Below are 20,604 nucleotides of genomic sequence, written 5' to 3'. Positions count from 1 at the left end.
CTCTCCCTGCCTGGGAATTGAAAGGATCTGGAGCGTTTACGAGGATTTGCCGAGGCGGTTGATGGCGGAGCGCAGAAGATCCTGCCCGTCGTCCACCATCTTGGTCACCGCCTGATAGTCGCGGGTCAGGTCCATCATCCGGCCGATCTCGACGATGCCCTGCACGTTGGAGCGCTCGACCTTGCCTTCCACCAGACGGGTGTCGGGAGCGGGCAGCGGCTCCACGCCCTGGGGCGGCTCGAACAGCAGATCGCCGGTCTGCTTCAGCTCCTGCGGGTTGGTGAAGCGCGACACGGCGATGCGGGAGACCACGGCGCCGTCGGCCGATAGCAGCCCGTCGGACCCGATGGTGATCCTGGATGCATCGGACGGGATGACGATGGGGCGGCGGCCGTCGTCCAGCACCGGATAGCCGTTGGGGCCGACCAGCGTGCCGTCGGCATCGCGGCGCAGCCGGCCGTCGCGGGTGTAGCGCACGCCGTCCGGCGTCTGCACCGACAGGAAACCGTCGCCGTCCAGCGCCACGTCATAGGGGTTGCCGGTCTCGGTGAAGGCGCCGGCCTTCAGGTCGGTGTAGGTGGAGCGGTCGATGGTGAAGGCGATGCGGTCGGTCGGCTTGCGCCCGCCGGTCTCCATCGCCGCTTCGAACAGGGTGCGTTCGCCACGGAAGCCGACGGTATTCATGTTGGCGACATTGTTTGCCACGACGTCCAGCTGCCGCCGCAGCGCCATCTGGCGCGACAGTCCGATGTAAAGCTGGTTCTCCATCGCCGACCACTCCGGTTTTGAACTCCGCCTTAATCTGGACGAGGCAGTTTAAAGCTGGGTTTCAACCTGAGCCCTTCCTGCCGATGGCTTGCCGGACTTGGCACAGGTTTGGCAATCATTTCGATAAAATGCGAGACGACTGTGATGAAACGGCGCCCGGATACCGCAGTGACGCTTGGTTCGACGCTGGTTCTTGCCCTGCTGTCGCTGCCGGGGCCGGCACAGGCCGCCGTCCGGGGACAGCTGGGCGACCATGGCGATTACTCCCGGCTGGTGCTGTCGGTGCCGAAGGGCGTGGAGCCGATGGCGGTCGTCGACGGCTGCGTCCTGCGCATCAGCGTGCCCGACCCGGTGCGCTGGCCGCTGGCAAGCCTGCGCGACAGCTTCTCGCGCCGGCTGGCGGACTTCGTGACGGCGGACGGCGGGCGCAGCCTGACCGCGACGGTGCCCTGCGGCGCGCGGGTGGCGAGCTTCATGGAGCGGCAGAATTTGATCGTCGATGTCGGCGGGCCGCCGGTGCCGGGGGTGAAGCCGGGGGCGCCGGAGGATGGGGCGGTGGAAAGGACGCAGGACGCGGTGATTGCCGCCGCGCCGCCACAGGCTTCGACGCCGGTCAGTGTCGCCGGGGTCGTCGAAGCGCTGAGCCCCATCGGCACGGCGAATGCGGCGGCGATGCCTCTCTCGACCGCGGCGGAATCCCCTCTCCCCCCCGCTCACGCGCAAACTTCGATTGCGCTGATGCGACAGGCGGACCAAAGGTCCGCCGAAAGCGGGGAGAGGGTTAGGGTGAGGGGGGAACGCGGCGAGGACTCCCGAGAATCCACCCTTGTGCATCCCCCTCACCCCGACCCTCTCCCCGGGGGGGAGAGGGAGAGTAAGGGAGCGCCCCTCCCGGTCGTTGCCAGCCTGGAAGGCGAAGTCCGCGACAGCATCCAGCAAACCCTGCGCCAGTTGGAACGCACGCCCAAACCTGCACCGCAGGCCGCCGAACCACCCAAGCCGCCGGCTCCGCCGCCCATCGGGGCGATGGATCTCGCCGGATGGGCCGGGGAGGATTTCAACCGCACGCGCGAGGCGTTGCAGAACGCGCTTGAAAAGGCGCAAGGCCGCGCGCGGGTCGAGGCGCAGATCGCGCTGGTCCGCTTCCTGCTCGCCCGCGCGCTGGACGAGGAAGGGCGGGCGGCGCTGGAAATGGCGGCCAGCCTGTCGCCGGACCCCGACCAGCGCTATGCCCTGCGCATCCTCGGCGACGCCCTCCGCGCGCTCGACCGCGAGGATGCGCCCGACGACAATTTGTTCGTCCAGCTGCCGGCCGGGACCATGGCCGACCACCATGTCTGGCGCAGCGTGGCGTTGGCGCCGAGCCGCTGGGCGGCGGCGAAGGAGGGATTGCCCATCGCGCTGCGCCGGCTGCTCGACTATCCGGCCGACCTGCGCAGCCGGCTGCTGACCACGCTCGCCGCCGCCGCGGACGAGGCGGGCGACAGCGCGGCGCTGAACCTGATCGTGCTGGAGATGATCACCGTCGATTCAAAGGGCATGGCCGATGGCCGGCTCGACTATTTCCGCGGCCGGCTGGCGGAGCTGAAGGCGACGCCGGACGCGGCGCTGGAGCGCTATGACGCCGCGGCAGCCTTGCGCCGCGGTCCCTTCGCCCGCCGGGCCGAGGTGCGCGCCATCGAGCTGCGCCGCGGCCTGGGGCGGCTGGACGAGGACGGCGCCATCAAGGCGCTGGAGGCCCTGCGCTTCGCCTGGCGCGGCGACGACATCGAGACCGATGCGCTGGCGGCACTGGGCGGCGCCTATGCCCGCAGCGGCCGGACCGAGGCGGCGCTCGACATCTTCGGCCTGCTGGGACGGCGCTTCGGCGCCACCGCGCGCGGGCGCGACGCGCTGGCGGCCGGGCGGACCCTGCTGTCCGCCGTGCTCGACCGGCTGGAGCGATCGCCGCCGGGCGGGCTCTATGCGCTGGCGCTCCAGGCGCGGCATGGCCGGCTGGTGACGCTGGCCGATGGCCCTGATGGCGGCCCGGACGGCAGGCTGCGGCTGCGGCTCGCCACCCTGCTGCTGCGCGACGGCTATGGGCTGGAGGCGACCCGCATCCTGCACGCGCTGACCGAAGGGGCGACCGGTCCGCGCCGGGCCGAACTCGGCGCCACGCTGGCCGGCGCCCTGATCGACGGTGGGCGCGAGGGCGAGGCGCTGGACGTGCTGGCCCGCACCGGCGGGTCCGGGCTGGAGCCGGCCCTGGCCGAACGCCGCGCCCTGCTGCGCGCCGACGCGCTGCTCGGCGATGGCGACACGGTGCGGGCGCTCGACGCCCTGCGCGGCCTGACCGGGGCCGAGGCCGCACGGCTGCGGGCGCAAGGGCTGTTCGCGGCCGGCGAATGGCGCGCGGCGCGCAACGCCTTCGCCGACCTGGCCGCCGCGCGGGCCGCCACGGGGGCCGAGCCGACGGCCGACGATCTCGCCCTGCAAGGGCTGTCGGCCTATCTGGCCGGCGATGCCGAGGGTTTGAGCGGCTTCGGCGAGGCCCAGCGTGCCCGTCTGGCCGGCACCCGCTGGGCCGGGCTGGCTGATGCGCTTGCACCGCCGCCCCCCGACGGACCGTTGCGCACGGAATCGGTGGAGCGCGACCTCGCCGCCGCCGGGGCGCTCGACCGTCTGGCGCGGGCGTGGCGGGGGAAGCCCTGACCCCGGCGTCCAAGTCGTAAAGCCGCTTTAAACGCCGGGCTGTAGCGTCGGCGGACCATTCCCCCCTTTGCGATGGCCTTTGCACATCCGGAGAAGAAAACATGCGCTTGATGTTCGGGTTGATCGCGGTGTTTGCCAGCGTGCTCGGCGGGTTCTACGCGATGGGCGGGCGGATGGCGGTGCTGTGGCAGCCGGTCGAGATCGTCATCATCATCGGCGCCGGCATCGGCGGCTTCGCCATCGCCAACAGCCCGGCGGTGCTGCGCGACACGCTGCGCGCCGTCGGCACCATCGCCCGCGGCCGGGCGACGCCCAAGAACGATTATCTGGACATGATCGCGCTGGTCTATGGCCTTCTGCGCGTCGCCAAGTCCAAGGGCATGTCGCAGATCGAGGCCGACATCGACAAGCCGGCCGACAGCCCGCTGTTCACCCAGTATCCCAACGTCCTGCGCTATGACCGCTGCATCACCTTCCTATGCGACTATCTGCGCCTGATCGCGCTCGGCCAGGACAACCCGCACGACCTGGAATCGCTGATGGCGGAGGAGCTGGACACGCTCGGCCGCGAGCTGAACCAGGTGCCGAAGGCGTTGCAGAACCTCGCCGACGCGCTGCCGGCGCTGGGCATCGTCGCCGCGGTGCTGGGCGTCATCAACGCCATGGGCGCCATCAGCGAGGCGCCGGAGGTGCTGGGCCGGATGATCGGCGGGGCGCTGACCGGCACCTTCCTGGGCGTGCTGCTTTCCTACGGCATGGTCGGCCCGATCGCCAGCGCCGCCCGCCAGCGCCGCGAATCGGAACTGAACATGTATTTCTGCATCAAGGCGGCGCTCTGCGCCTACCTGCGCGGCAGCCCGCCCCAGGTCTGCGCCGAATATGCCCGCAAGGTGCTGTACACCGACATCCAGCCCAGCCTTGCCGAGGTCGAGGTCGCAACATCCCTGTCGTCGCAGGCCAAGGCCCGCGACGGCCGCCAGGCGGCGTGACCGGCCATGCCGCGCAAGACCGCCCTCCCCCCGATCATCGTCAAGCGCCATCTCGGCGGCCATGACGAGGACGAGCATAACGGCGCCTGGAAGCTGGCCTACGCCGACTTCGTGACGGCGATGATGACCTTCTTCCTGGTGATGTGGCTGATGAACATCACCACCACCGAACAGCGCAAGGGCATCGCCGACTATTTCAATCCGGTCGCGGTGTCGCAGAGCAATTCCGGCGCCGACGGCATGCTGGCCGGCCGGTCGGTCGACAAGACCGGATCGCTGACCACCCCGAACGCCGCCGGCGATCAGGCGAGCCCGGTGGCCTCCCCGCCGGTCGTCGCCTCGGTCGGCGACAGCGACCGCCAGCCGGCCGGCCGCAAGGATCCGATGCCCCATCCGCCGGGCGCCGCCGCTCCGCCGGTGGATCTGCTGCGCCCGGCGACGGAGAATGCGCCGGCGGCGCAAGCGACCGAACCGCCGGCTCCCCAGGCCACCCGTGCGGAGCTGGAGGCCCTGCTCGACCGCCAGTCCTCCGAGCTGACGGAGAAGGTGGCGCTGGAATCGCTTGAACGGGATCTCCGCCAGCGCATCGCCGCGGCACCGGACCTGAACGCCCTGCAAGGCAGTCTGGTGATCCAGCAGGTACCGGAGGGCTTGCGCGTCCAGCTGACCGATCAGGCCCGCTTCTCGATGTTCAAGGTCGGGTCGGCCCAGATGAACGACCAGGGCCGGCGGCTGATGCGCATGGTGGCGTCGGCGCTGGCGTCGGTGCCGAACCCCATCGGCATCACCGGTCACACGGATGCGCTGGGCTATGCGCCGGATGCCAAGTACGGCAATTGGGAACTGTCGAGCGACCGCGCCAACGCCGCCCGCCGCGAACTGATCGCCAGCGGCATTCCCGGCGGACGGATCGTCCGGGTGGAGGGGCGGGCCGATCTGGACCATTTCGGGGCCAGCGATCCGCTCGATCCCAGCAACCGGCGGATCAGCATCACCCTGCTGCGGCGTAGGGGTGAAGTGTCAAATCCGACCCTCTTCAAATAAAACCCCCAGACATTTTAACAAAACCCCTGCACTTTTCTTTTAAAGCCCCTTTAAAACCCGTTCGCTACCGTTAACCCCGCCAGTCATCCGCGGAGAATCCCGGAACGCACACTCCCTTTCCGTTCGACGCCCCGTTCCGTTCGACGGTTGACCAGAGGATTCCAAGGATGAGCCTGTACAGCGCCATGCGTTCCGGTGTTAGCGGCATGTCCGCGCAAAGCTCGCGCCTTGCCGCCATTTCGGACAACATCAGCAATTCCCAGACGGTCGGCTACAAACGGGCCACCGTGGATTTCTCGACCCTGGTCACCGCGCCCGGCAGCCGCAGCACCTACACCGCCAGCGGCGTGCAGTCCTCCACCCATTATCAGGTGCAGCAGGACGGCACGATCCTCGGCACCCAATCGTCCACCGACATGGCGATCAGCGGCAACGGCTTCTTCGTCGTCGGCAACAAGGCGTCGGGCACGCCGCAATATTCGCTGACCCGCGCCGGCAGCTTCCTGCCCGACGAGGCCGGCTTCCTGCACAACAATGCCGGCCAGTATCTGGAAGCCTGGAAGCTGAATCCCGACGGCACCATGCCGAACGTCAGCACCTCGCGCTTCGACGACCTCCAGTCGGTCAATGTCGGCAATCTCGTCTATGGCGGCAGCAAAACCACGCAGATGGACTTCTCCGGCAACCTGCCGGCCCAGGCCGCCGCCGGCGACAGCTTCACCAGCAGCCCGACCTTCTATGACGGGCTGGGCAACCCGCTCGACCTGTCGCTGACCTGGACCAAGACCGCCAATCCCAACGAGTGGACGCTGACCGCCACCGGCCCCACCGGCTACACCGTGGCCGGCGCCCCGGCGACGCTGACCTTCGCCGCCACCGGCCCCTATGCCGGCAAGCCGGTGGACGGCGCCGGCCTGCCGCTCGACCCGATGCCGAGCCTGACCGTCAGCTCGCCGGCCACGCCGACCGCCGACAGCTTCACCATGTCGCTCGGCAACGTCACCCAGCTGAACGGCGATTACGTGCCGACCGTCACCGGCGACGGCGCCAAGGTCGGGCAGGTCACCTCGGTCAACATCGACGACAGCGGCAAGCTGTGGGTGATGTACGACAACGGCGCCCGTCAGGCGCTGTACCAGATCCCCATCGCCACCGTCACCAACCCGGAGGGTTTGGTCCCCAAGACGGCACCCCTACACGGTGGGGGCGGACCCGGAAACCTGACGTTGGGAGCCGCAAGCAGGGCGACCCCGGCAGCGTTGTCGGCAGCCCGCTGAACAGTCGAACGTCAACATCGCGACCGAACTGGTCTCCCTGATCGAGACGCAGCGCGCCTACTGGTCCAGCGCCACCTTGGTGCGCACCGCCGACGAGATGGTCGAAGAAACCACGCGCTTGAAGCGTTGAGCCCAGCACAGACGGAGTTCCGGCCATGAGCGTCCAAACTCGCCCTCTCCGCCGCCCTGTCGGGCCTGCGCACGACGCAGCAGCAGGCGGCGATGGTGTCCCACAACCTCGCCAACGCCACCACCGCCGGCTATGTGCGCCGCGACCTCGACCTGACGGCGGTCAACACCGCCGGCCGCGGCGCCGGGGTGCAGGTGGACGCCGTCGCCCGCAAGGTGGACGAGCTGCTGATCCGCGACGCGCGGTTCGAGACCAGCCGCTACAGCGGGCAGGAGGCGCGGGCCTCGGCTCTGGCCGACTATGCCCTGGTGCTGGGACAGCCGCAGGACGAGAAGTCGGTCTCCACCCAGCTGTCGAAGCTGCAGCAGGCCTTCGCCCGCCTGCACGACATGCCCAACGACGACGCGGCGCGCAGCGCCGTGGTGTCGCAGGCGACAGCGCTGGCCAGCGGGTTGAACCGCGCAGCCGAGGCCGCGCAGACGGTGCAGCAGGATGCCAGGGACCGGCTCGCCACCTCCGTCGATTCGGTGAACAGCTCGCTCCAGCGCATCAGCGATCTGAACGGCAAGATCGCGACGCTGGAGACGCGCGGCGGCGATGCCGGCGACCTGCGCGACCAGCGCGACCGCCTGCTCGATCAGGTGTCGCAGGAGATCGGCATCCGCACCTACAGCCGCGAGGACGGCCAGGTGGTGGTGATGACCCGCAACGGCCAGACCCTGCTCGACCACCCGCTGGCGCCGGGCGAGCAGCCGCTGAGCCTGCTGGGGGACGAGGTGATGGCCAACGGCGTCGCCCTGTCGGCCAAGCCGGACAGCGAAATCCAGAGCGGCCGCATCATGGGCTATGTCCAGACCATCAAGCAGGACATGCCCCGCGCCATGGCCCAGCTGGACGAGATGGCCGCCGGCATTGTCCAGGCCTTCCAGGGGGCGGAGGCCGATCCGACCCAGCCCGGCCTGTTCACCGATGCCGGGGCGGCCTATGGCACCACCGCCGGGCTGGCCTCGCGCATCGCCGTCAACGACGCGGTGCGGACGGAAAGCTGGCGGGTGCAGAGCGGCGTGCAGGCGGCGGCTCCGCTGAAGCCGGGCGACCAGACGCAGATCGACAGGTTCCAGGCCGTCTTCACCGCCACGCGCAGCTTCGCCGCCACCGACATGCCGGCCTCCGCGACGCTCGGCAGCTACGCCACCGCCATGGTGTCGGCCCAGCAGGGATACCGCACCGGGGCCGAGTCGGAGATGAACGCGCGCAAGATCAGCGCCGACACGCTGGAGTCCGCCCGCATCAACCGCGACGGCGTCAACATCGACGACGAAATGCAGAAGCTGCAGCTGATCGAGCAGAGCTACGGCGCCAGCGCCCAGGTGGTGCAGGTGGCCGGCCGCATGATCGACATCCTGTTGCAGATCAAGGGGTAAGCCAATGCTGTACAATGCCCTGTCCACGCTGGGGATGAGCCGGACGCTGCAAAGCACCATGACCCGGCAGCAGTTGGAGCTGACCCGCGCCAACGAGGAGGTGTCGACCGGCATCCATGCCGACGTCGCCGCCACCATCGGGTCCAGCACCGGCCGCGACATCGCGCTGCGCAACATGCTGGACCGTACCGACGAGTATGTGAAGACCACCGACCTGCTCGACGGCCGGATGAAGACGATGGACAGCGCGATGACCAGCATCATCGCCTCGGGCACCGACCTGCTGGCCGCCGCCGCCACCGGGCTGGGGCAGCAGTCGCCGACCGGCACGTCGCTGCAGATCCGCGCGCGCGGCGTGCTGGACCAAGTGGTCGGGCTGCTGAACGCCTCCTCCGGCAACAGCTATCTCTTCGCCGGCACGGCGCTCGACCGGCCGCCGCTGCGCGCCGTCGACGGCGACAAGTCGGGCCTGCGTTCGCCGATGCAGATCGTCCAGGACGCCATCCAATCGGCCACCGGCGGAACCGCCATGCCGACGACCGCGGCGGAAACCGCGGCGGTGGTCGCCCGGCTGAACGACCTGTTCGCCGTGCGCGACCCGGTGACGCCGGCCCCGGCGCCGCTGACCGATACCTTCGAGGGCGGCCTCTACACCGGCACCACGGCGATGCAGCCGGGCGGCACCGCATCGCCGCGCGTCAGCGGCCAGCCGGCGGACTCCTCGCCCATCGCCTATGGCGTGCAGGCCAACGACCCGATGATGCGGGAGATGCTGGAAGGCATCTACATGCTGGCGGCGGTCGACACGTCGAAGATGACCGTCGATGCCTATCCCGACTACATCAAGACCGCGGTGGACAAGCTGTCCGGCGGGCTCGGCAAGCTGCGGGACGCGACCGCGCAGCTCGGCATCCAGCGCGCCCAGGTCGCCACCCTGGCCGAACAGCACAAGACGCAGAAATCCATCCTCACCCTGCAGATCGACAATCTGGAAGGCGTCGACCCCTATGAGGCCAGCACGCGGATCTCCCAGCTGGAGGCGCAGATCGACGCCACCGCCAGCGCCACCGCGCGCATCGCCAAACTGCACCTGACCAACTATCTCTAGGCCGCATCCCCATGATCCCCGGCATCCAGCTTCCCGTTCCGCGCCGGCTCCGGCCCGCCCGCAAGCGCATCCCGGCGCTGGTCGCCGGACTGCTGCTGGCGCTCGCCGCGGCATTGGCGCTTCCGCCCGCCCCGGCGGCGGCGCAGACGCGGGTGAAGGATCTGGTCACCTTCGACGGGGTGCGCCGCAACCAGCTGGTCGGCTACGGTCTGGTTGTCGGGCTGAACGGCACCGGCGACCGCCTCATCAACACCCCCTTCACCGAGCAGAGCCTGAAGGGAATGATGGAGCGGCTGGGCATCAACACCCGTGGCGAGACGCTGCGCACCCGCAACGCCGCGGCGGTGATGGTGACGGCCAGCCTGCCGCCTTTCCCGCGCCAGGGCACGACGGTCGACGTGACGGTTTCGGCGCTGGGCGACGCCACCAGCCTGCTGGGCGGCACGCTGGTGGTGACGCCGCTGCTGGGCGCCGACGGCGAGGCCTATGCGGTGGCCCAGGGGCCGCTGTCGGTCAGCGGCTACACCGCTGGCGGCGCCGCGGCGACGGTGACCAAGGGCGTGCCGACCACCGCCCGCATCGCCAACGGCGCCACCGTGGAGCGCGAGCTGAAATTCGCGCTGAACGACGTCGGCGCGGTGCGGATGGCGTTGCGCAATCCCGATTTCACCACGGCGATCCGCATCGCCGACGCTGTGAATGGCAGGCTGGGGGCCGGCAATGCCCGGGTGGTCGACCTGACCACCGTCGATGTGCGGATCACCGGCTCCTATGTCGGCAACGTCTCCCGCCTGATCGGCGAGATCGAACAGCTGCCGGTCCGTCCCGATGCCATCGCCCGCGTGGTGGTGGACGAGCGCAGCGGCACCATCGTCATCGGCGACGATGTGCGGGTCAGCCGCGTCGCCATCACCCAGGGCAACCTGACCGTCCGCGTGGTGGAGACGCCGCAGGTGTCGCAGCCGCAGCCCTTCAGCAACGGCTCCACCGTGGTGGTGCCGCGCACCGACGTGCAGGTTCAGGAGGGCAACGGCCGCCAGTTCGTGACCGTCGGCGGCAATGTCAGCCTGCAGCAGCTGGTCAACGGACTGAATGCGCTGGGGGTGGGGCCGCGCGACATGGTGGCGATCCTGCAGGCGATCAAGGCCGCCGGCGCCCTGCACGCCGATCTGGAAATCATCTGACCCCCGGAAACCGGGATGGAGAGACGACGATGGACATCGCCGCAACGACCCTCCGCAGCACTGCCGCAACCATGCCTTCGACGCCGGAAATCCCCAACCCGGCCGTTTCCAATTCCGCTGGCGCCGACAAGGTGGCCAAGGAGTTCGAGGCGATGCTGGTCGGCCAGCTGATGGAAAGCATGTTCGCGGGCATGCGCGAAAGCCCGCTGTTCGGCGGCGGCGGCCCGGCGGAAAAGCCATGGCGCAGCATGATGCTGCAGGAATATGGCAAGGCCGTCGCCGAGTCCGGCACGCTGGGCATCGGCAAGATGATGCATGACGAGATCGCCCGCCTTTATGCCGCCCAGGGAACCGTCCAGCCGGAGCAGCGGTCATGAGCGTCACCCTCAAGGATCTGATCCACGAATTCGCTCCCGAGCATCGGCCGGAACAGGCCCAGGTCGAGGCGTTGGCCGCGCCCGATCCCGGCTATGACGGCGCCACCGCCCTGCTGGTGCGCGACTTCCTCGACGCGGTGGAAGCGCTGTCGGCCGTGCTGGAGGAGGAATCCGCCTGCATCGCCGCCGGCATGCTCGACCGGCTGGAGGTTTTCGCCCACCGCAAGGCGGCAATGGCCGAACAGCTGGAAAGCGCCGTGCTGCGCGCCCGCGACGAGGGCATCCGCCTGCCTGACGATCTGCGGGCGATGACCCTGGAGCGGATCGACCGGCTGGAACGGGCGGTGTCGGTCAACGCCACCGGCCTCGTCGCCCTGCGCAAGGCGGTACTGACCATCAACCGCAACCTGCTGACCGCACTGGAGAAGGCGTCGAGCGACGGCACCTATGCCCGTGACGGGCAGGCGCGGCGGCCGGTGGAACTCTCGGCCTCCGGACTGAACGCCACGCTGTGACGCCTAGCCGCGCTCCTTCACGCTGGCCAGTTCGCCGGCCTGCTCCAGCTTGATGATGCAGGCGACCAGCGCCCGCTGGAAGCCGCGGGCGTCGGCCGGCAAGGACACCCCGGTGCCCGTGGGCCAGAACTCGACGAAGGCGAGGCCGCCGTCTCCGGCCCCCTCACCGCCGCCGGCCCCGGCGCCGGGCCATTCGAAGGCGATGCCGATGCCGATCTCCTTGGTCGTCCGCCGGTGATCGGTGACCAGGATCTGGGCCTCCCAATGCATGCCGCCGCCGACGCGGTCGGCCCGCTGCTGGCTCCAGGTCCGGAGATAGTCGCGGAACCCCTCCGACCGGCGGTCCAGCCGCACATAGCTGGACCGGTCGGTCACCGACTGCGCCAGCCGCGTGCTGTAGCGGGCCTGGGCGAGCGCCCGCGTCACCTCGGCGCACAACTCCTCGATCAGCGCCAGGCTGCGCCGCACGGTGTCGGCCAGGGCCGCGGCCAGCTCCGGACCGGTCAGGGCCGCCTTGCCCTGGTCCTTGCGGTAGATGTCGAAGAGATCGTCCGAATCGCCCATTGCGCGGTCCCCATGGCCGTCACCATCCGGCGGCCTCGGATTACCTTATCCTTCGGCCGGGCATCAGCATGCAACAGGTTCGAGACAAAACCGTCCGATCCACCCGGATAACCGTCACCGGCGCGGTCGCAGGAAGAACAGCATGGCGAGGCCGGACAGCAGGATCGACAGCATCACCCACCAGAAGGAATGCGGCGACACATGGTCCTCCGGGCCGCCGACGCCGGGCACCCCCACCACATTCATGCCGAAGATGCCGGAGATCAGCGTCATCGGCGCGAAGATCACCGTCACCACCGCCAGCACATGCAGGCTGTGGTTCTGCTGGTCGGCGACACGGGCCAGAAGCTCGTCCTGCAGCACCTTGGCACGGTCCTGCAACGCCTCGATGTCGTAGAGCACGCCGGCGAACTTCTCCACCGCGTGGCCGAGGCGGGCGCGGTCGTCGTCGCTGATCCACGGCACCCCGCTGTTGGCGAGCCGGCCCAGCGCCACCCGTTGCGGCGACACATGGCGCCTCAGCCGGACGATCAGCTGGCGCAGCTGGCCGAGCCGCTGCCGGGCGAGCTGGTAGCGTTCGGTGAGGACAGTGTCCTCCACCTTGTCCAGGTCGGCTTCGGCCCGCGTCACCACCTCGCCCAGCGTGTCGGCCAGCATGTCGATCAGGTCGGCCATCAGCTCGGCGGTGCTGCCATAGCGGCCCTGGTCGTGCAGGGACTTTCGCAGGCGGTCGATCGCCTTCAGCGGATGCCGCCGGCAGCTGACGATCCGGCGTTCGCCCATGAACAGACGCAGGGCACCGATGTCCGACGGCTCGAAATTGAAGTCGTAATGCATGTCGCTCAGCACGGCGAGGAAGCCGTCGTCGAACGGCTCCAGGCGCGTGCGGTCGTCGTTGGCGTCCAGCAGGATTTCACGCGCGAACTCATCCAGCCCGCTCCGCCGGTCCAGCCAGTCGCGCGCCCGCGCCGAGGCGAGGTTGAAATGCAGCCAGAGCACGCCGTCGGTGCGCCGCTCCGCCGCGTCGATCTCCTCGAAGGACAGGGGAACCGGCGGCGCATTCGGCGTGAGGAAATAGCCGCAGATCATGTCGGTGCCGGTATCGAGCCTGATTGGACCTGCCATACCCGGCGACCTTCCATTGCCTGTTCTCCGGCGGGTTGCCGGCGGGCGACAGAATAGGTCAACGGAACGGCGGTGCAAATATCTCCGGCGACTTCATTGCTCCGGAATCCGGCTGCAACAGGATCGTAGCAATACTGTCATCAAGCTGACGCGCGATTGCGGCATCAACGCGCAGGCGCCAGGGATTTGATCAGAGCGGTTTGAAAAGTGGGCGTTTGAAAAGTGGGCGTTTGAACAGGGGGCATGACCGTGAGGACTGAGACCGCCAGCGGCGCCCACGATGCGGACGCCTTCGATTTCACCCGGCCCGCCCCCGAAATCGTCCGCTCCGGCATTGCTGTCCCGGCACTGCTCCACTCGGTGCCGCCCGTGGTCGTCCGCCAATCGACCGAACTGGACGTGCCAGCGATGCTCGACATCTACGGCTATCACATCCAGCACGGCCTCGGCCCCTTCGACATCGAGCCATTGCATCCGGAGGAACTCAAGCGGCGCCGCAAGGCGATGCTGAAACGCCGGCTGCCGCATCTGGTGGCGGAAAGCGGCGGCGCGATCGCCGGCTACGCCTATGCCGCGCCGTTCCGCAAACGCCCGGCCTACCGCTACACGGTCGAACATTCGATCTACATCCACAAGGATTTCCAGGGCCGCCGGATCGGCCACCGGCTGCTGTCGGCCCTGGTCGATGCCTGCACCGCCGCCGGCTGCCGCCAGATGGTCGCCGTGGTGGACAGCGCCAACACCCCATCGCTGCGCCTGCACACGGCCTGTGGCTTCGTCGAGGCTGGCGTGCTGCGCGCGGTCGGCTTCAAGTTCGGCCGCTGGACCGACAGCGTCTTCCTTCAGCGCGCGCTCGGCCCTGCCGATGGCGCCCTGCCCGACGACCATCGCGGCGGCATCGTCCAGGCCGGCGACTGACTGCCTTCCACCTCCGGAGTTCCTCATGGATTTCTTTCGACGCTTCTCCTTCCTCGTCTGCGCCCCCGCCTTCGACGCCGACGAGCTGGAGGGCGTGCGTGTCCAGCAGATCGTCGCGGAGGTCGAACGGATCGGCTTCGAGGTGGTGCGGACGCGCCGGGTGGAGGATGCCGAACTGGCGATCCGCACCGACGCTGCCATCGGCTGCATGATCGTCGATTGGGGCAAGCGCGGGCTGGAGGGCAAGCCGGCCTCGCTGATCGCGCTGGCGCGCAAGCGCGGGCTGGAGATGCCGATCATCCTGCTGGTCCGCCGCCAGCGGCTGGAGAACATCCCGGTCGACGTGCTCAATCAGGTGGACGGCTATGTCTTCCTCGCCGAGGAGACGCCGGAATTCATCGCCAAGAACCTCGTCTCCCGCCTGAAGCAGTATGCCGAGACGCTGAAGACTCCCTTCTTCGGCGAGTTGGTTGATTATGCCGAGGAAGGCAACCAGCTGTGGACCTGCCCCGGCCACAATGGCGGCATCTTCTACAGCCGCAGCCCGATCGGCCGCATCTTCGTCGAGCATCTGGGCGAGGCGGTGTTCCGCGACGACATCGACAATTCGGTGCTGGAGATGGGCGACCTGCTGGTCCATGAGGGACCGGCGCTGAAGGCCCAGAAGGAAGCGGCAAAGATCTTCGGTGCCGAGCGCACCTATTTCGTGCTGAACGGCACCTCCGCCTCCAACAAGATCGTGCTGTCGGCACTGGTGGCGGAGGACGACCTCGTCCTGTTCGACCGCAACAACCACAAGGCGGCCCACCATGGCGGCCTGTTCCTCGGCGGCGGCATCCCGATCTTCCTGGAGACCGACCGCAATCCCTACGGCCTGATCGGTCCCATCGACCATGAGGCGCTGGATGAGAAGAGGATCCGCGAGAAGATCCGCAACAACCCGCTGGTCAAGGACCCGGACGCCTGGAAGCGCGAGCGGCCGTTCCGCGCCGCGGTGATCCAGCAATGCAGCTACGACGGCACCATCTACAGCGCCGAGACCATCCTGGCGAAGATCGGCCACCTCTGCGACTATATCCTGTTCGATGAAGCCTGGGCCGGCTTCCTGAAATTCCACCCGCTGTTCAAGGGCCGCTTCGCCATGGGGCTGGACGGGCTGCATGACGGCCATCCCGGCATCATCGCCACCCAGTCCACCCACAAGCAACTGGCCAGCTTCTCCCAGGCCTCGCAGATCCACGTCAAGGACAGCCACATCAAGGGGCAGCGCCGCCGGGTCGAGCATCGCCGCTTCAACGAGACCTTCCTGCTGCACGCCTCGACCTCGCCCTTCTACCCGCTGTTCGCGTCGCTGGATGTCGGGGCGCAGATGATGAAAGGCCGCTCGGGCGAGGTGCTGTGGGACGACACCATCCGGCTGGGCATCGAGCTGCGCAAGAAGATCCGCGCCATCCGCCGCGAGTTCGAGGAGCGCGAGAGCGACCCGGCCCGCCGCTGGTTCTTCGACCCCTTCGTGCCGGACCGGGTCGAGGTCGCCGGCTCGATGATGGCGTGGGAGGATGTGCCGACCGACGCGCTGGCCTCCGAGGTGCGCCATTGGGAGTTCGCGCCGGGAGCCGACTGGCACGGCTTCCGCCATGTCGCGGCCGGCTATGCGATGACCGACCCCAACAAGCTGACCCTGCTGACCCCCGGCTTCGACCGGCACAGCGGAGCCTATGAGGATCACGGCATCCCGGCCCCGGTGGTGGCGCAGTATCTGCGCGAGAACCGCATCGTGCCGGAGAAGAACGACCTCAATTCGATCCTCTTCCTGCTCACCCCCGGCGTGGAGTCGAGCAAGGCCGGCACCCTGCTCAGCGCTCTGGTGGCGTTCAAGCGGCTGCATGACGACAACGCCCTGCTGGAGGACGTCATCCCGGAGTTCGTCGCCCGCCGGCCCGCCCGCTACACCGGCCGACGGCTGCGCGACCTGTGCGCGGAGATGCATGCCTATTACCGCGAGCGCAACACCAACGATCTGCAGCGCCGCATGTTCCGCCCCGACCATCTTCCCACCATGGTCATGCCGCCGCGCGAGGCGGTCCGGCATCTGGTGCGCAACGACGTGGATTACCTGCCCATCGACCGCATCGCCGGGCGGATCGCCACGACGCTGTGGGTCGTCTACCCGCCTGGCATCGCCACCATCGTCCCCGGCGAGCGGCTGGACGACCATGCCCGGCCGATGATCGAATATCTCCAGGTCTTCCAGGAAGGCGCCAACCGCTTCCCCGGCTTCGACAACGAGATCCAGGGGCTGTACCGCGAGACGGAAGCCGACGGCTCGGTGCGCTTCTACAGCTACGTCGTGCGTGAGCCCGGACTGGACGGGTGATCGGCTTTTAGGCGGGGGCGGGGCGGCACATCGTAAGCGATGTTCTGACCCCACCTTCCAGCGGGTTCTGGTCGCCGCCAAGCCGGTCGATTTCCGCAAGAGCATGGATGGGTTGACCGCTCTGATGCAGCAGCAACTGGGGGCGGATCCCTTCAGCGGGGTCGTCTACGTCTTCCGCTCCAAGCGAACCGACCGGGTCAAACTCCTGCACTGGGACGGCACCGGACTGGTTCCCATCGCGAAGAGATTGGAGGCCGGCCAGTTCCGCTGGCCAGCGATCCGCGACGGCGTGATCCGGGTGCGCGGCTTGCGGGTGCCGCGGCCGACGTCTGCCGCCTGAGCGGCAACACAGCGACTTGCTTGGCGAGGACGGCCCAAGCCGCCGCAATCCTGCGTGGGCTGGACCGCCCCCAGCACCGCAGTGGTGGCGGCGCCTGGAAGCGCCCTCAAAACCGGTTGACAGCCAGCCTTCAGCGGTGGGCAGGTGGGTGTTGTCGACCAGCCAGACCCGGTTGGACTCGGCCACATGGAAGGCCTGTCCCAGCAGATCGGGAGCGACCGGCAGGCCATGGCGGCCGTCGGTCGTGACTGGCCGGAACCGGCTGGCGGTGATATGCACAGACGCCCATCAAAATGAGACCTGAACCCTGGCCTGGGCGGTCAGGGTGCCACGGCTGGTTTCCGGCCCGTCGGTTAGGGCCACGCCGATGTTCATGCCAGCCTGCAGGACCCGCGCCAGCGCATAATCGACGCCGGCCCCCAGCCCTACCAGCGTGGTATCGGCCCGTTCACCGATGCTCCGAAGGGCACCGATATTGTAGGTGTGGCCATGGCCGACATCGAGAAAGGCAAAGGGCGAAACGGCGTCCTCCACCGGGCCGATCCCGGTACCGCCGAGACGGCCCAGGGCGGCGAACGACTGCAGCCTCATTTCGTTACGCAGAACGAAACCGGCATCGACACTGCCGTCGTTCAGCGTATAGCCGCGGGTGGCGTACAGCCCGCCGATGGCAAGCTGCTCGGTTTCCGGCAGTGCCTTGCCCGCCATCTGGCCCGTGAACTCGGTGTTCCAGGAGACGCCGTCCAGCCATGACACGCCGGTCAGCGGAGTCTCCCGGCTGAACACCCCATAGAGATAGGCGTAATCAGCCTCCTCGACGCGACCGTTGGAAAAGCTGTTCCATGCCGCACGGCTGTTTCCAGGCACCACGCCGGCCCGATTGACCACGGCACGGAGGTCGACAGCGGTCGAACCGCTCGCCTGGGGCCAGGAGCCGCCCCAGCCGACGGTGAAATCGAACACCCCCGCGGCCCCGTTGGCCAACCCGGTTCCCTGGCTCAGCACCTTGCGCGACAGCCACTTGGGCGTCACACCCCCGTAAAGGTCACCCCATCCGGCAAGGCCCGCATCGATGTTGGACAGCGCCGAACGGTAGAGGATCGGCAGTTCGACGGTGGTGTTGCGGACGGTGAGAAGCCCGCCGGCGCTGTCCTGGGACGTGGCGACGAAGCTGGGGGTCAGGCTGAGCGCCTGCCGTGGAAAGGTCGGGAGGATGATGCGCCCGGCATGACTGGCATAGGACGGCCGGTTGCTTCCCGACAGTCTCAGGGAGCCTGGATCGGACACCACGTCGCGGCTGCCGGTCAACTGGTACGACAGGGTGAGATCGTTGAGAGACTCAAGGCCGGCGGCGAAGCCAATGAAGACCCGGTCGAGCCCCCGGTTGCGCAGGCTGCCGGTGTTGGACGCTCCGGCATAAGCCTGCCACGGCCGTTGTCGGGAGACCTCCAGAGTCAGGTCGCTGGAACCCGGATCGGAGCCCGGTTCGAATACCCCGTTGAGCTGGCGGTAGGGAAAGCGGTTGAGCCAGTCCAGATCCTCCGAAATGCGCTCGGCCTCGATCAGCCCGCCGGCCGGAGCGCGGATGGAGGCGGCGAGACCGTCGGCTGCCGCGGTGCCGTCCACCTCCCTGACGCGGACATTCCCTGTCCGGAAGGGCAGGACACGGAGTTGCAGCACACCAGCGGTGATCTCCTGGGGCGGGGCGGTGATCGAGACGAACGGCCGCCCGGTCTCGCGATATGCTGTGGCCAGGGCCGCCTGGGCCTCCGCCAACCGCCTGCGCGAAAGGGGCTGGCCGAGGAACGGGCCGAGCGCGTCGGCGATGCGCTGCCGGTCCAGCCCCTCCACCCCCGATGACGTGATGCCCGCCGGGGGATCCGGCATCACCGGATCGGTCAGCCCGATGAGCCGGATGCCCTTGATGTCGACGCCGAGCGGGGTGTCGTCGACATCGACTGCCGGGCCGCTGCCATAGCGCAGGCCGCCGCCCTCGCCTGCGACCGCTGGCGGCAGGTTGCGCTCCACCGGTACCGGAGCCTGCGCCGACGCCGCGTCCGGGGACAGTATTTGCAGCAGGACGAGCAGGACTGCCGGAGCGGCAAGCCATCGTGACGATTCGGCCAGCCGGGCGAACGCCGTGGCGTCGCGGTGGGAGGTCGGGTTGTTGGCAGAGGAGCGTGCGACGATCATGGGCCGGAATCGTTCTGTTCGTCAGGGCATGGAGAAGCGGAGGAACCGGCCGAAACGCGTGTTCTCCGGATGGGGGGCCGCTGTGCAGTCGCCGCTGGCCGCGGCACCGCCGATGCAGGCCCCGGCACCGCCGGCGGTTTCCTGGGAACCGGAGCCGCCCGAGGAGCCTCCAGACGCGCCGTCGACGGCGGCGCTTGCATCGCCAGATGCTGCTTGGGGACCGGCGGTCGGGAAGGACACCGGAGCATCGTCGTTCCGGAAGGGTTGCGTCGTCGGCGAAGCCGTCACCACCACCAGATTTCGCGGCAGGGCCGCAACGGCGAGAACCTGCGTCAGCTCCTCCACCTGCACCGGCCCCGACGGGGGCTGCGGAGTCACGGTTTCCCCGGTGGCGGTTACCGTCAGCACCCCCGGCAGGAAGGTGAGGCTATAATTGCCGGAAGCGGCCAGCATGCCCTGCTCGATGGTGTAGGAACCGGCCGGCGAGGCTGTGCCGGCGGCCGTGCTCAGGGTCCCGTCGAGCGTGTCGCCATTGGCCAGCCCCTGTCCACCAACAGTGTAGGTCAAGGCCGGGTTGCCGGTGCCGATGGGACGGCTGAGGCTGTCCGCCGTCACCAGGATCGGGCGGGGGGTCACCGTCAAGGCTCCATCGACGTAGGTGATGGTGTAGTTCGAGAGGCCGCTGCCCTGGGCCGACGCGGCGGCGATGCTGTAGCTGCCGACCCCGGCGATGGCCGCCGTGCCGCTGCTGGACAGGCTGACCCCGGTCACGCTGTCGCTGTTCTTCAGCCCAGTGGCGGTGAAGCCGGTCAGCGAGGCGCTGTCGCCATAGGTCTTGCGCGCCGCGTCGGCAGTGACGGTCAGCGCCGCCGGATCGACCGTCAGCGTGCCGTCGGCATAGGTGATCGTGTAGTTCGAGAGGCCGCTGCCCTGGGCCGACGCGGCGGCGATGCTGTAGCTGCCGACCCCGGCGGTGGCCGCCGTGCCGCTGCTGGACAGGCTGACCCCGGTCACGCTGTCGCTGTTCTTCAGACCGGTGGCCGTATAGCCGGTCAGGGTCGCCGTATCGCCGTAGGTCTTGCGCGCCGCGTCGGCAGTGACGGTCAGCGCCGCCGGATCGACCGTCAGCGTGCCGTCGGCATAGGTGATGGTGTAGTTCGAGAGGCCGCTGCCCTGGGCCGACGCGGCGGCGATGCTGTAGCTGCCGACCCCGGCGGTGGCCGCCGTACCGCTGCTGGACAGGCTGACCCCGGTCACGCTGTCGCTGTTCTTCAGACCGGTGGCGGTGAAGCCGGTCAGGGTCGCCGTATCGCCGTAGGTCTTGCGCGCCGCGTCGGCAGTGACGGTCAGCGCCGCCGGATCGACCGTCAGCGTGCCGTCGGCGTAGGTGATGGTGTAGTTCGACAGGCCGCTGCCCTGGGCCGACGCGGCGGCGATGTTGTAGCTGCCGACCCCGGCGGCGGCCGCCGTGCCGCTGCTGGACAGGCTGACCCCGGTCACGCTGTCGCTGTTCTTCAGCCCAGTGGCGGTGAAGCCGGTCAGCGTGGCGCTGTCGCCATAGGTCTGCGCGCCGCTCG

Annotated in this window: 18 protein-coding genes; 13 read left to right on the top strand and 5 right to left on the bottom strand. The window is 68.8% G+C overall.

Annotated elements, in window-relative coordinates; genetic code table 11:
• Nucleotides 1–36 precede the first annotated feature (36 nt).
• A complete protein-coding gene (flgF, locus tag I71_RS02540; RefSeq protein ID WP_042689954.1) occupies nt 37–768 on the bottom strand; it encodes a flagellar basal-body rod protein FlgF in 732 nt (243 codons plus the stop codon).
• Nucleotides 769–912: 144 nt separating this feature from the next.
• Between flgF and I71_RS02535 the strand changes: the two genes are divergently transcribed.
• The 10 genes from I71_RS02535 to I71_RS02495 all read left to right on the top strand — a co-directional run bounded on the left by I71_RS02535 (nt 913) and on the right by I71_RS02495 (nt 11,510).
• Entirely contained in the window at nt 913–3,462 is a 2,550-nt protein-coding gene (locus I71_RS02535; RefSeq protein ID WP_042689951.1) for a hypothetical protein, read from the top strand.
• Nucleotides 3,463–3,563: 101 nt separating this feature from the next.
• Nucleotides 3,564–4,451, top strand: a complete 888-nt coding sequence (gene motA, locus I71_RS02530; protein ID WP_042689948.1) for a flagellar motor stator protein MotA — start codon at nt 3,564–3,566, stop codon at nt 4,449–4,451.
• 6 nt (nt 4,452–4,457) lie between these two features.
• Nucleotides 4,458–5,495 carry a flagellar motor protein MotB gene (locus I71_RS02525; RefSeq protein WP_042689945.1) on the top strand — a complete coding sequence of 346 codons (1,038 nt, stop codon included), beginning with the start codon at nt 4,458–4,460 and terminating at the stop codon, nt 5,493–5,495.
• A gap of 167 nt (nt 5,496–5,662) precedes the next feature.
• The gene (locus I71_RS02520) at nt 5,663–6,772 is read left to right on the top strand and encodes a flagellar hook protein FlgE (RefSeq protein ID WP_244433583.1); all 1,110 of its coding nucleotides are present in this window, start codon (nt 5,663–5,665) and stop codon (nt 6,770–6,772) included.
• A 16-nt stretch (nt 6,773–6,788) separates the two neighbouring features.
• On the top strand, nt 6,789–6,902 hold the full coding sequence (locus tag I71_RS40935) for a flagellar basal body rod C-terminal domain-containing protein (RefSeq protein ID WP_375731166.1): 114 nt from the start codon (nt 6,789–6,791) through the stop codon (nt 6,900–6,902).
• Nucleotides 6,903–6,958: 56 nt separating this feature from the next.
• Nucleotides 6,959–8,326: a flagellar hook-associated protein FlgK gene (flgK, locus tag I71_RS02515; RefSeq protein ID WP_042689941.1), complete on the top strand. Its 1,368-nt coding sequence runs from the start codon at nt 6,959–6,961 to the stop codon at nt 8,324–8,326.
• 4 nt (nt 8,327–8,330) lie between these two features.
• Nucleotides 8,331–9,434, top strand: a complete 1,104-nt coding sequence (locus I71_RS02510) for a flagellin (RefSeq protein ID WP_042689938.1) — start codon at nt 8,331–8,333, stop codon at nt 9,432–9,434.
• An 11-nt stretch (nt 9,435–9,445) separates the two neighbouring features.
• The gene (locus I71_RS02505; protein WP_042689935.1) at nt 9,446–10,618 is read left to right on the top strand and encodes a flagellar basal body P-ring protein FlgI; all 1,173 of its coding nucleotides are present in this window, start codon (nt 9,446–9,448) and stop codon (nt 10,616–10,618) included.
• A gap of 29 nt (nt 10,619–10,647) precedes the next feature.
• Nucleotides 10,648–10,995, top strand: a complete 348-nt coding sequence (locus I71_RS02500) for a rod-binding protein (protein ID WP_042689932.1) — start codon at nt 10,648–10,650, stop codon at nt 10,993–10,995.
• Nucleotides 10,992–11,510 carry a hypothetical protein gene (locus I71_RS02495; RefSeq protein WP_042689928.1) on the top strand — a complete coding sequence of 173 codons (519 nt, stop codon included), beginning with the start codon at nt 10,992–10,994 and terminating at the stop codon, nt 11,508–11,510. Before I71_RS02500 ends, I71_RS02495 begins: the two co-directional genes overlap by 4 nt.
• Nucleotides 11,511–11,513: 3 nt before the next feature.
• On the opposite strand, the gene I71_RS02490 is transcribed toward I71_RS02495, so the two are convergent.
• Together I71_RS02490 and I71_RS02485 are read right to left on the bottom strand one after the other, a co-directional pair.
• Complete coding sequence (locus I71_RS02490; protein WP_042689925.1) at nt 11,514–12,074, bottom strand: hypothetical protein; 561 nt, start codon at nt 12,072–12,074, stop codon at nt 11,514–11,516.
• A gap of 114 nt (nt 12,075–12,188) precedes the next feature.
• Nucleotides 12,189–13,199 carry a CorA family divalent cation transporter gene (locus I71_RS02485; protein WP_049975883.1) on the bottom strand — a complete coding sequence of 337 codons (1,011 nt, stop codon included), beginning with the start codon at nt 13,197–13,199 and terminating at the stop codon, nt 12,189–12,191.
• 243 nt (nt 13,200–13,442) lie between these two features.
• Here I71_RS02485 and I71_RS02480 point away from each other — a divergent pair, with 243 nt between their 5' ends.
• The 3 genes from I71_RS02480 to tnpB are packed head-to-tail and all read left to right on the top strand — an operon-like array spanning nt 13,443 to nt 16,834.
• Nucleotides 13,443–14,117 (top strand): GNAT family N-acetyltransferase, encoded by a 675-nt coding sequence (locus tag I71_RS02480; protein WP_375731165.1) that lies wholly within the window; start codon nt 13,443–13,445, stop codon nt 14,115–14,117.
• A 25-nt stretch (nt 14,118–14,142) separates the two neighbouring features.
• Entirely contained in the window at nt 14,143–16,494 is a 2,352-nt protein-coding gene (locus I71_RS02475; RefSeq protein ID WP_042689921.1) for an Orn/Lys/Arg decarboxylase N-terminal domain-containing protein, read from the top strand.
• Nucleotides 16,472–16,834, top strand: a complete 363-nt coding sequence (gene tnpB, locus I71_RS40445; RefSeq protein ID WP_280109837.1) for an IS66 family insertion sequence element accessory protein TnpB — start codon at nt 16,472–16,474, stop codon at nt 16,832–16,834. Before I71_RS02475 ends, tnpB begins: the two co-directional genes overlap by 23 nt.
• Before the next feature lie 288 nt (nt 16,835–17,122).
• On the opposite strand, the gene I71_RS02465 is transcribed toward tnpB, so the two are convergent.
• Together I71_RS02465 and I71_RS02460 are read right to left on the bottom strand one after the other, a co-directional pair.
• A complete protein-coding gene (locus I71_RS02465) occupies nt 17,123–19,027 on the bottom strand; it encodes a ShlB/FhaC/HecB family hemolysin secretion/activation protein (RefSeq protein ID WP_049975882.1) in 1,905 nt (634 codons plus the stop codon).
• 21 nt (nt 19,028–19,048) lie between these two features.
• A partial coding sequence (locus I71_RS02460; protein WP_042689918.1) for an MBG domain-containing protein occupies nt 19,049–20,604 on the bottom strand: 1,556 nt, incomplete at its 5' end.

The sequence above is a fragment of the Azospirillum sp. B506 genome, assembly GCF_000333595.1.
Classification (GTDB): domain Bacteria; phylum Pseudomonadota; class Alphaproteobacteria; order Azospirillales; family Azospirillaceae; genus Azospirillum.
The sequence above is the reverse complement of the archived record's forward strand: the minus strand, read 5'-3'. Positions and strand labels throughout refer to the sequence as shown.

Bases quoted from the DNA above. Each gene is read 5' to 3' on its own strand.
- flgF (WP_042689954.1), bottom strand. From the start codon at position 768: ATGGAGAACCAGCTTTACATCGGACTGTCGCGCCAGATGGCGCTGCGG.
- I71_RS02535 (WP_042689951.1), top strand. From the start codon at position 913: ATGAAACGGCGCCCGGATACCGCAGTGACGCTTGGTTCGACGCTGGTT.
- motA (WP_042689948.1), top strand. From the start codon at position 3,564: ATGCGCTTGATGTTCGGGTTGATCGCGGTGTTTGCCAGCGTGCTCGGC.
- I71_RS02525 (WP_042689945.1), top strand. From the start codon at position 4,458: ATGCCGCGCAAGACCGCCCTCCCCCCGATCATCGTCAAGCGCCATCTC.
- I71_RS02520 (WP_244433583.1), top strand. From the start codon at position 5,663: ATGAGCCTGTACAGCGCCATGCGTTCCGGTGTTAGCGGCATGTCCGCG.
- I71_RS02510 (WP_042689938.1), top strand. From the start codon at position 8,331: ATGCTGTACAATGCCCTGTCCACGCTGGGGATGAGCCGGACGCTGCAA.
- I71_RS02505 (WP_042689935.1), top strand. From the start codon at position 9,446: ATGATCCCCGGCATCCAGCTTCCCGTTCCGCGCCGGCTCCGGCCCGCC.
- I71_RS02500 (WP_042689932.1), top strand. From the start codon at position 10,648: ATGGACATCGCCGCAACGACCCTCCGCAGCACTGCCGCAACCATGCCT.
- I71_RS02495 (WP_042689928.1), top strand. From the start codon at position 10,992: ATGAGCGTCACCCTCAAGGATCTGATCCACGAATTCGCTCCCGAGCAT.
- I71_RS02490 (WP_042689925.1), bottom strand. From the start codon at position 12,074: ATGGGCGATTCGGACGATCTCTTCGACATCTACCGCAAGGACCAGGGC.
- I71_RS02485 (WP_049975883.1), bottom strand. From the start codon at position 13,199: ATGGCAGGTCCAATCAGGCTCGATACCGGCACCGACATGATCTGCGGC.
- I71_RS02480 (WP_375731165.1), top strand. From the start codon at position 13,443: ATGACCGTGAGGACTGAGACCGCCAGCGGCGCCCACGATGCGGACGCC.
- I71_RS02475 (WP_042689921.1), top strand. From the start codon at position 14,143: ATGGATTTCTTTCGACGCTTCTCCTTCCTCGTCTGCGCCCCCGCCTTC.
- I71_RS02465 (WP_049975882.1), bottom strand. From the start codon at position 19,027: ATGATCGTCGCACGCTCCTCTGCCAACAACCCGACCTCCCACCGCGAC.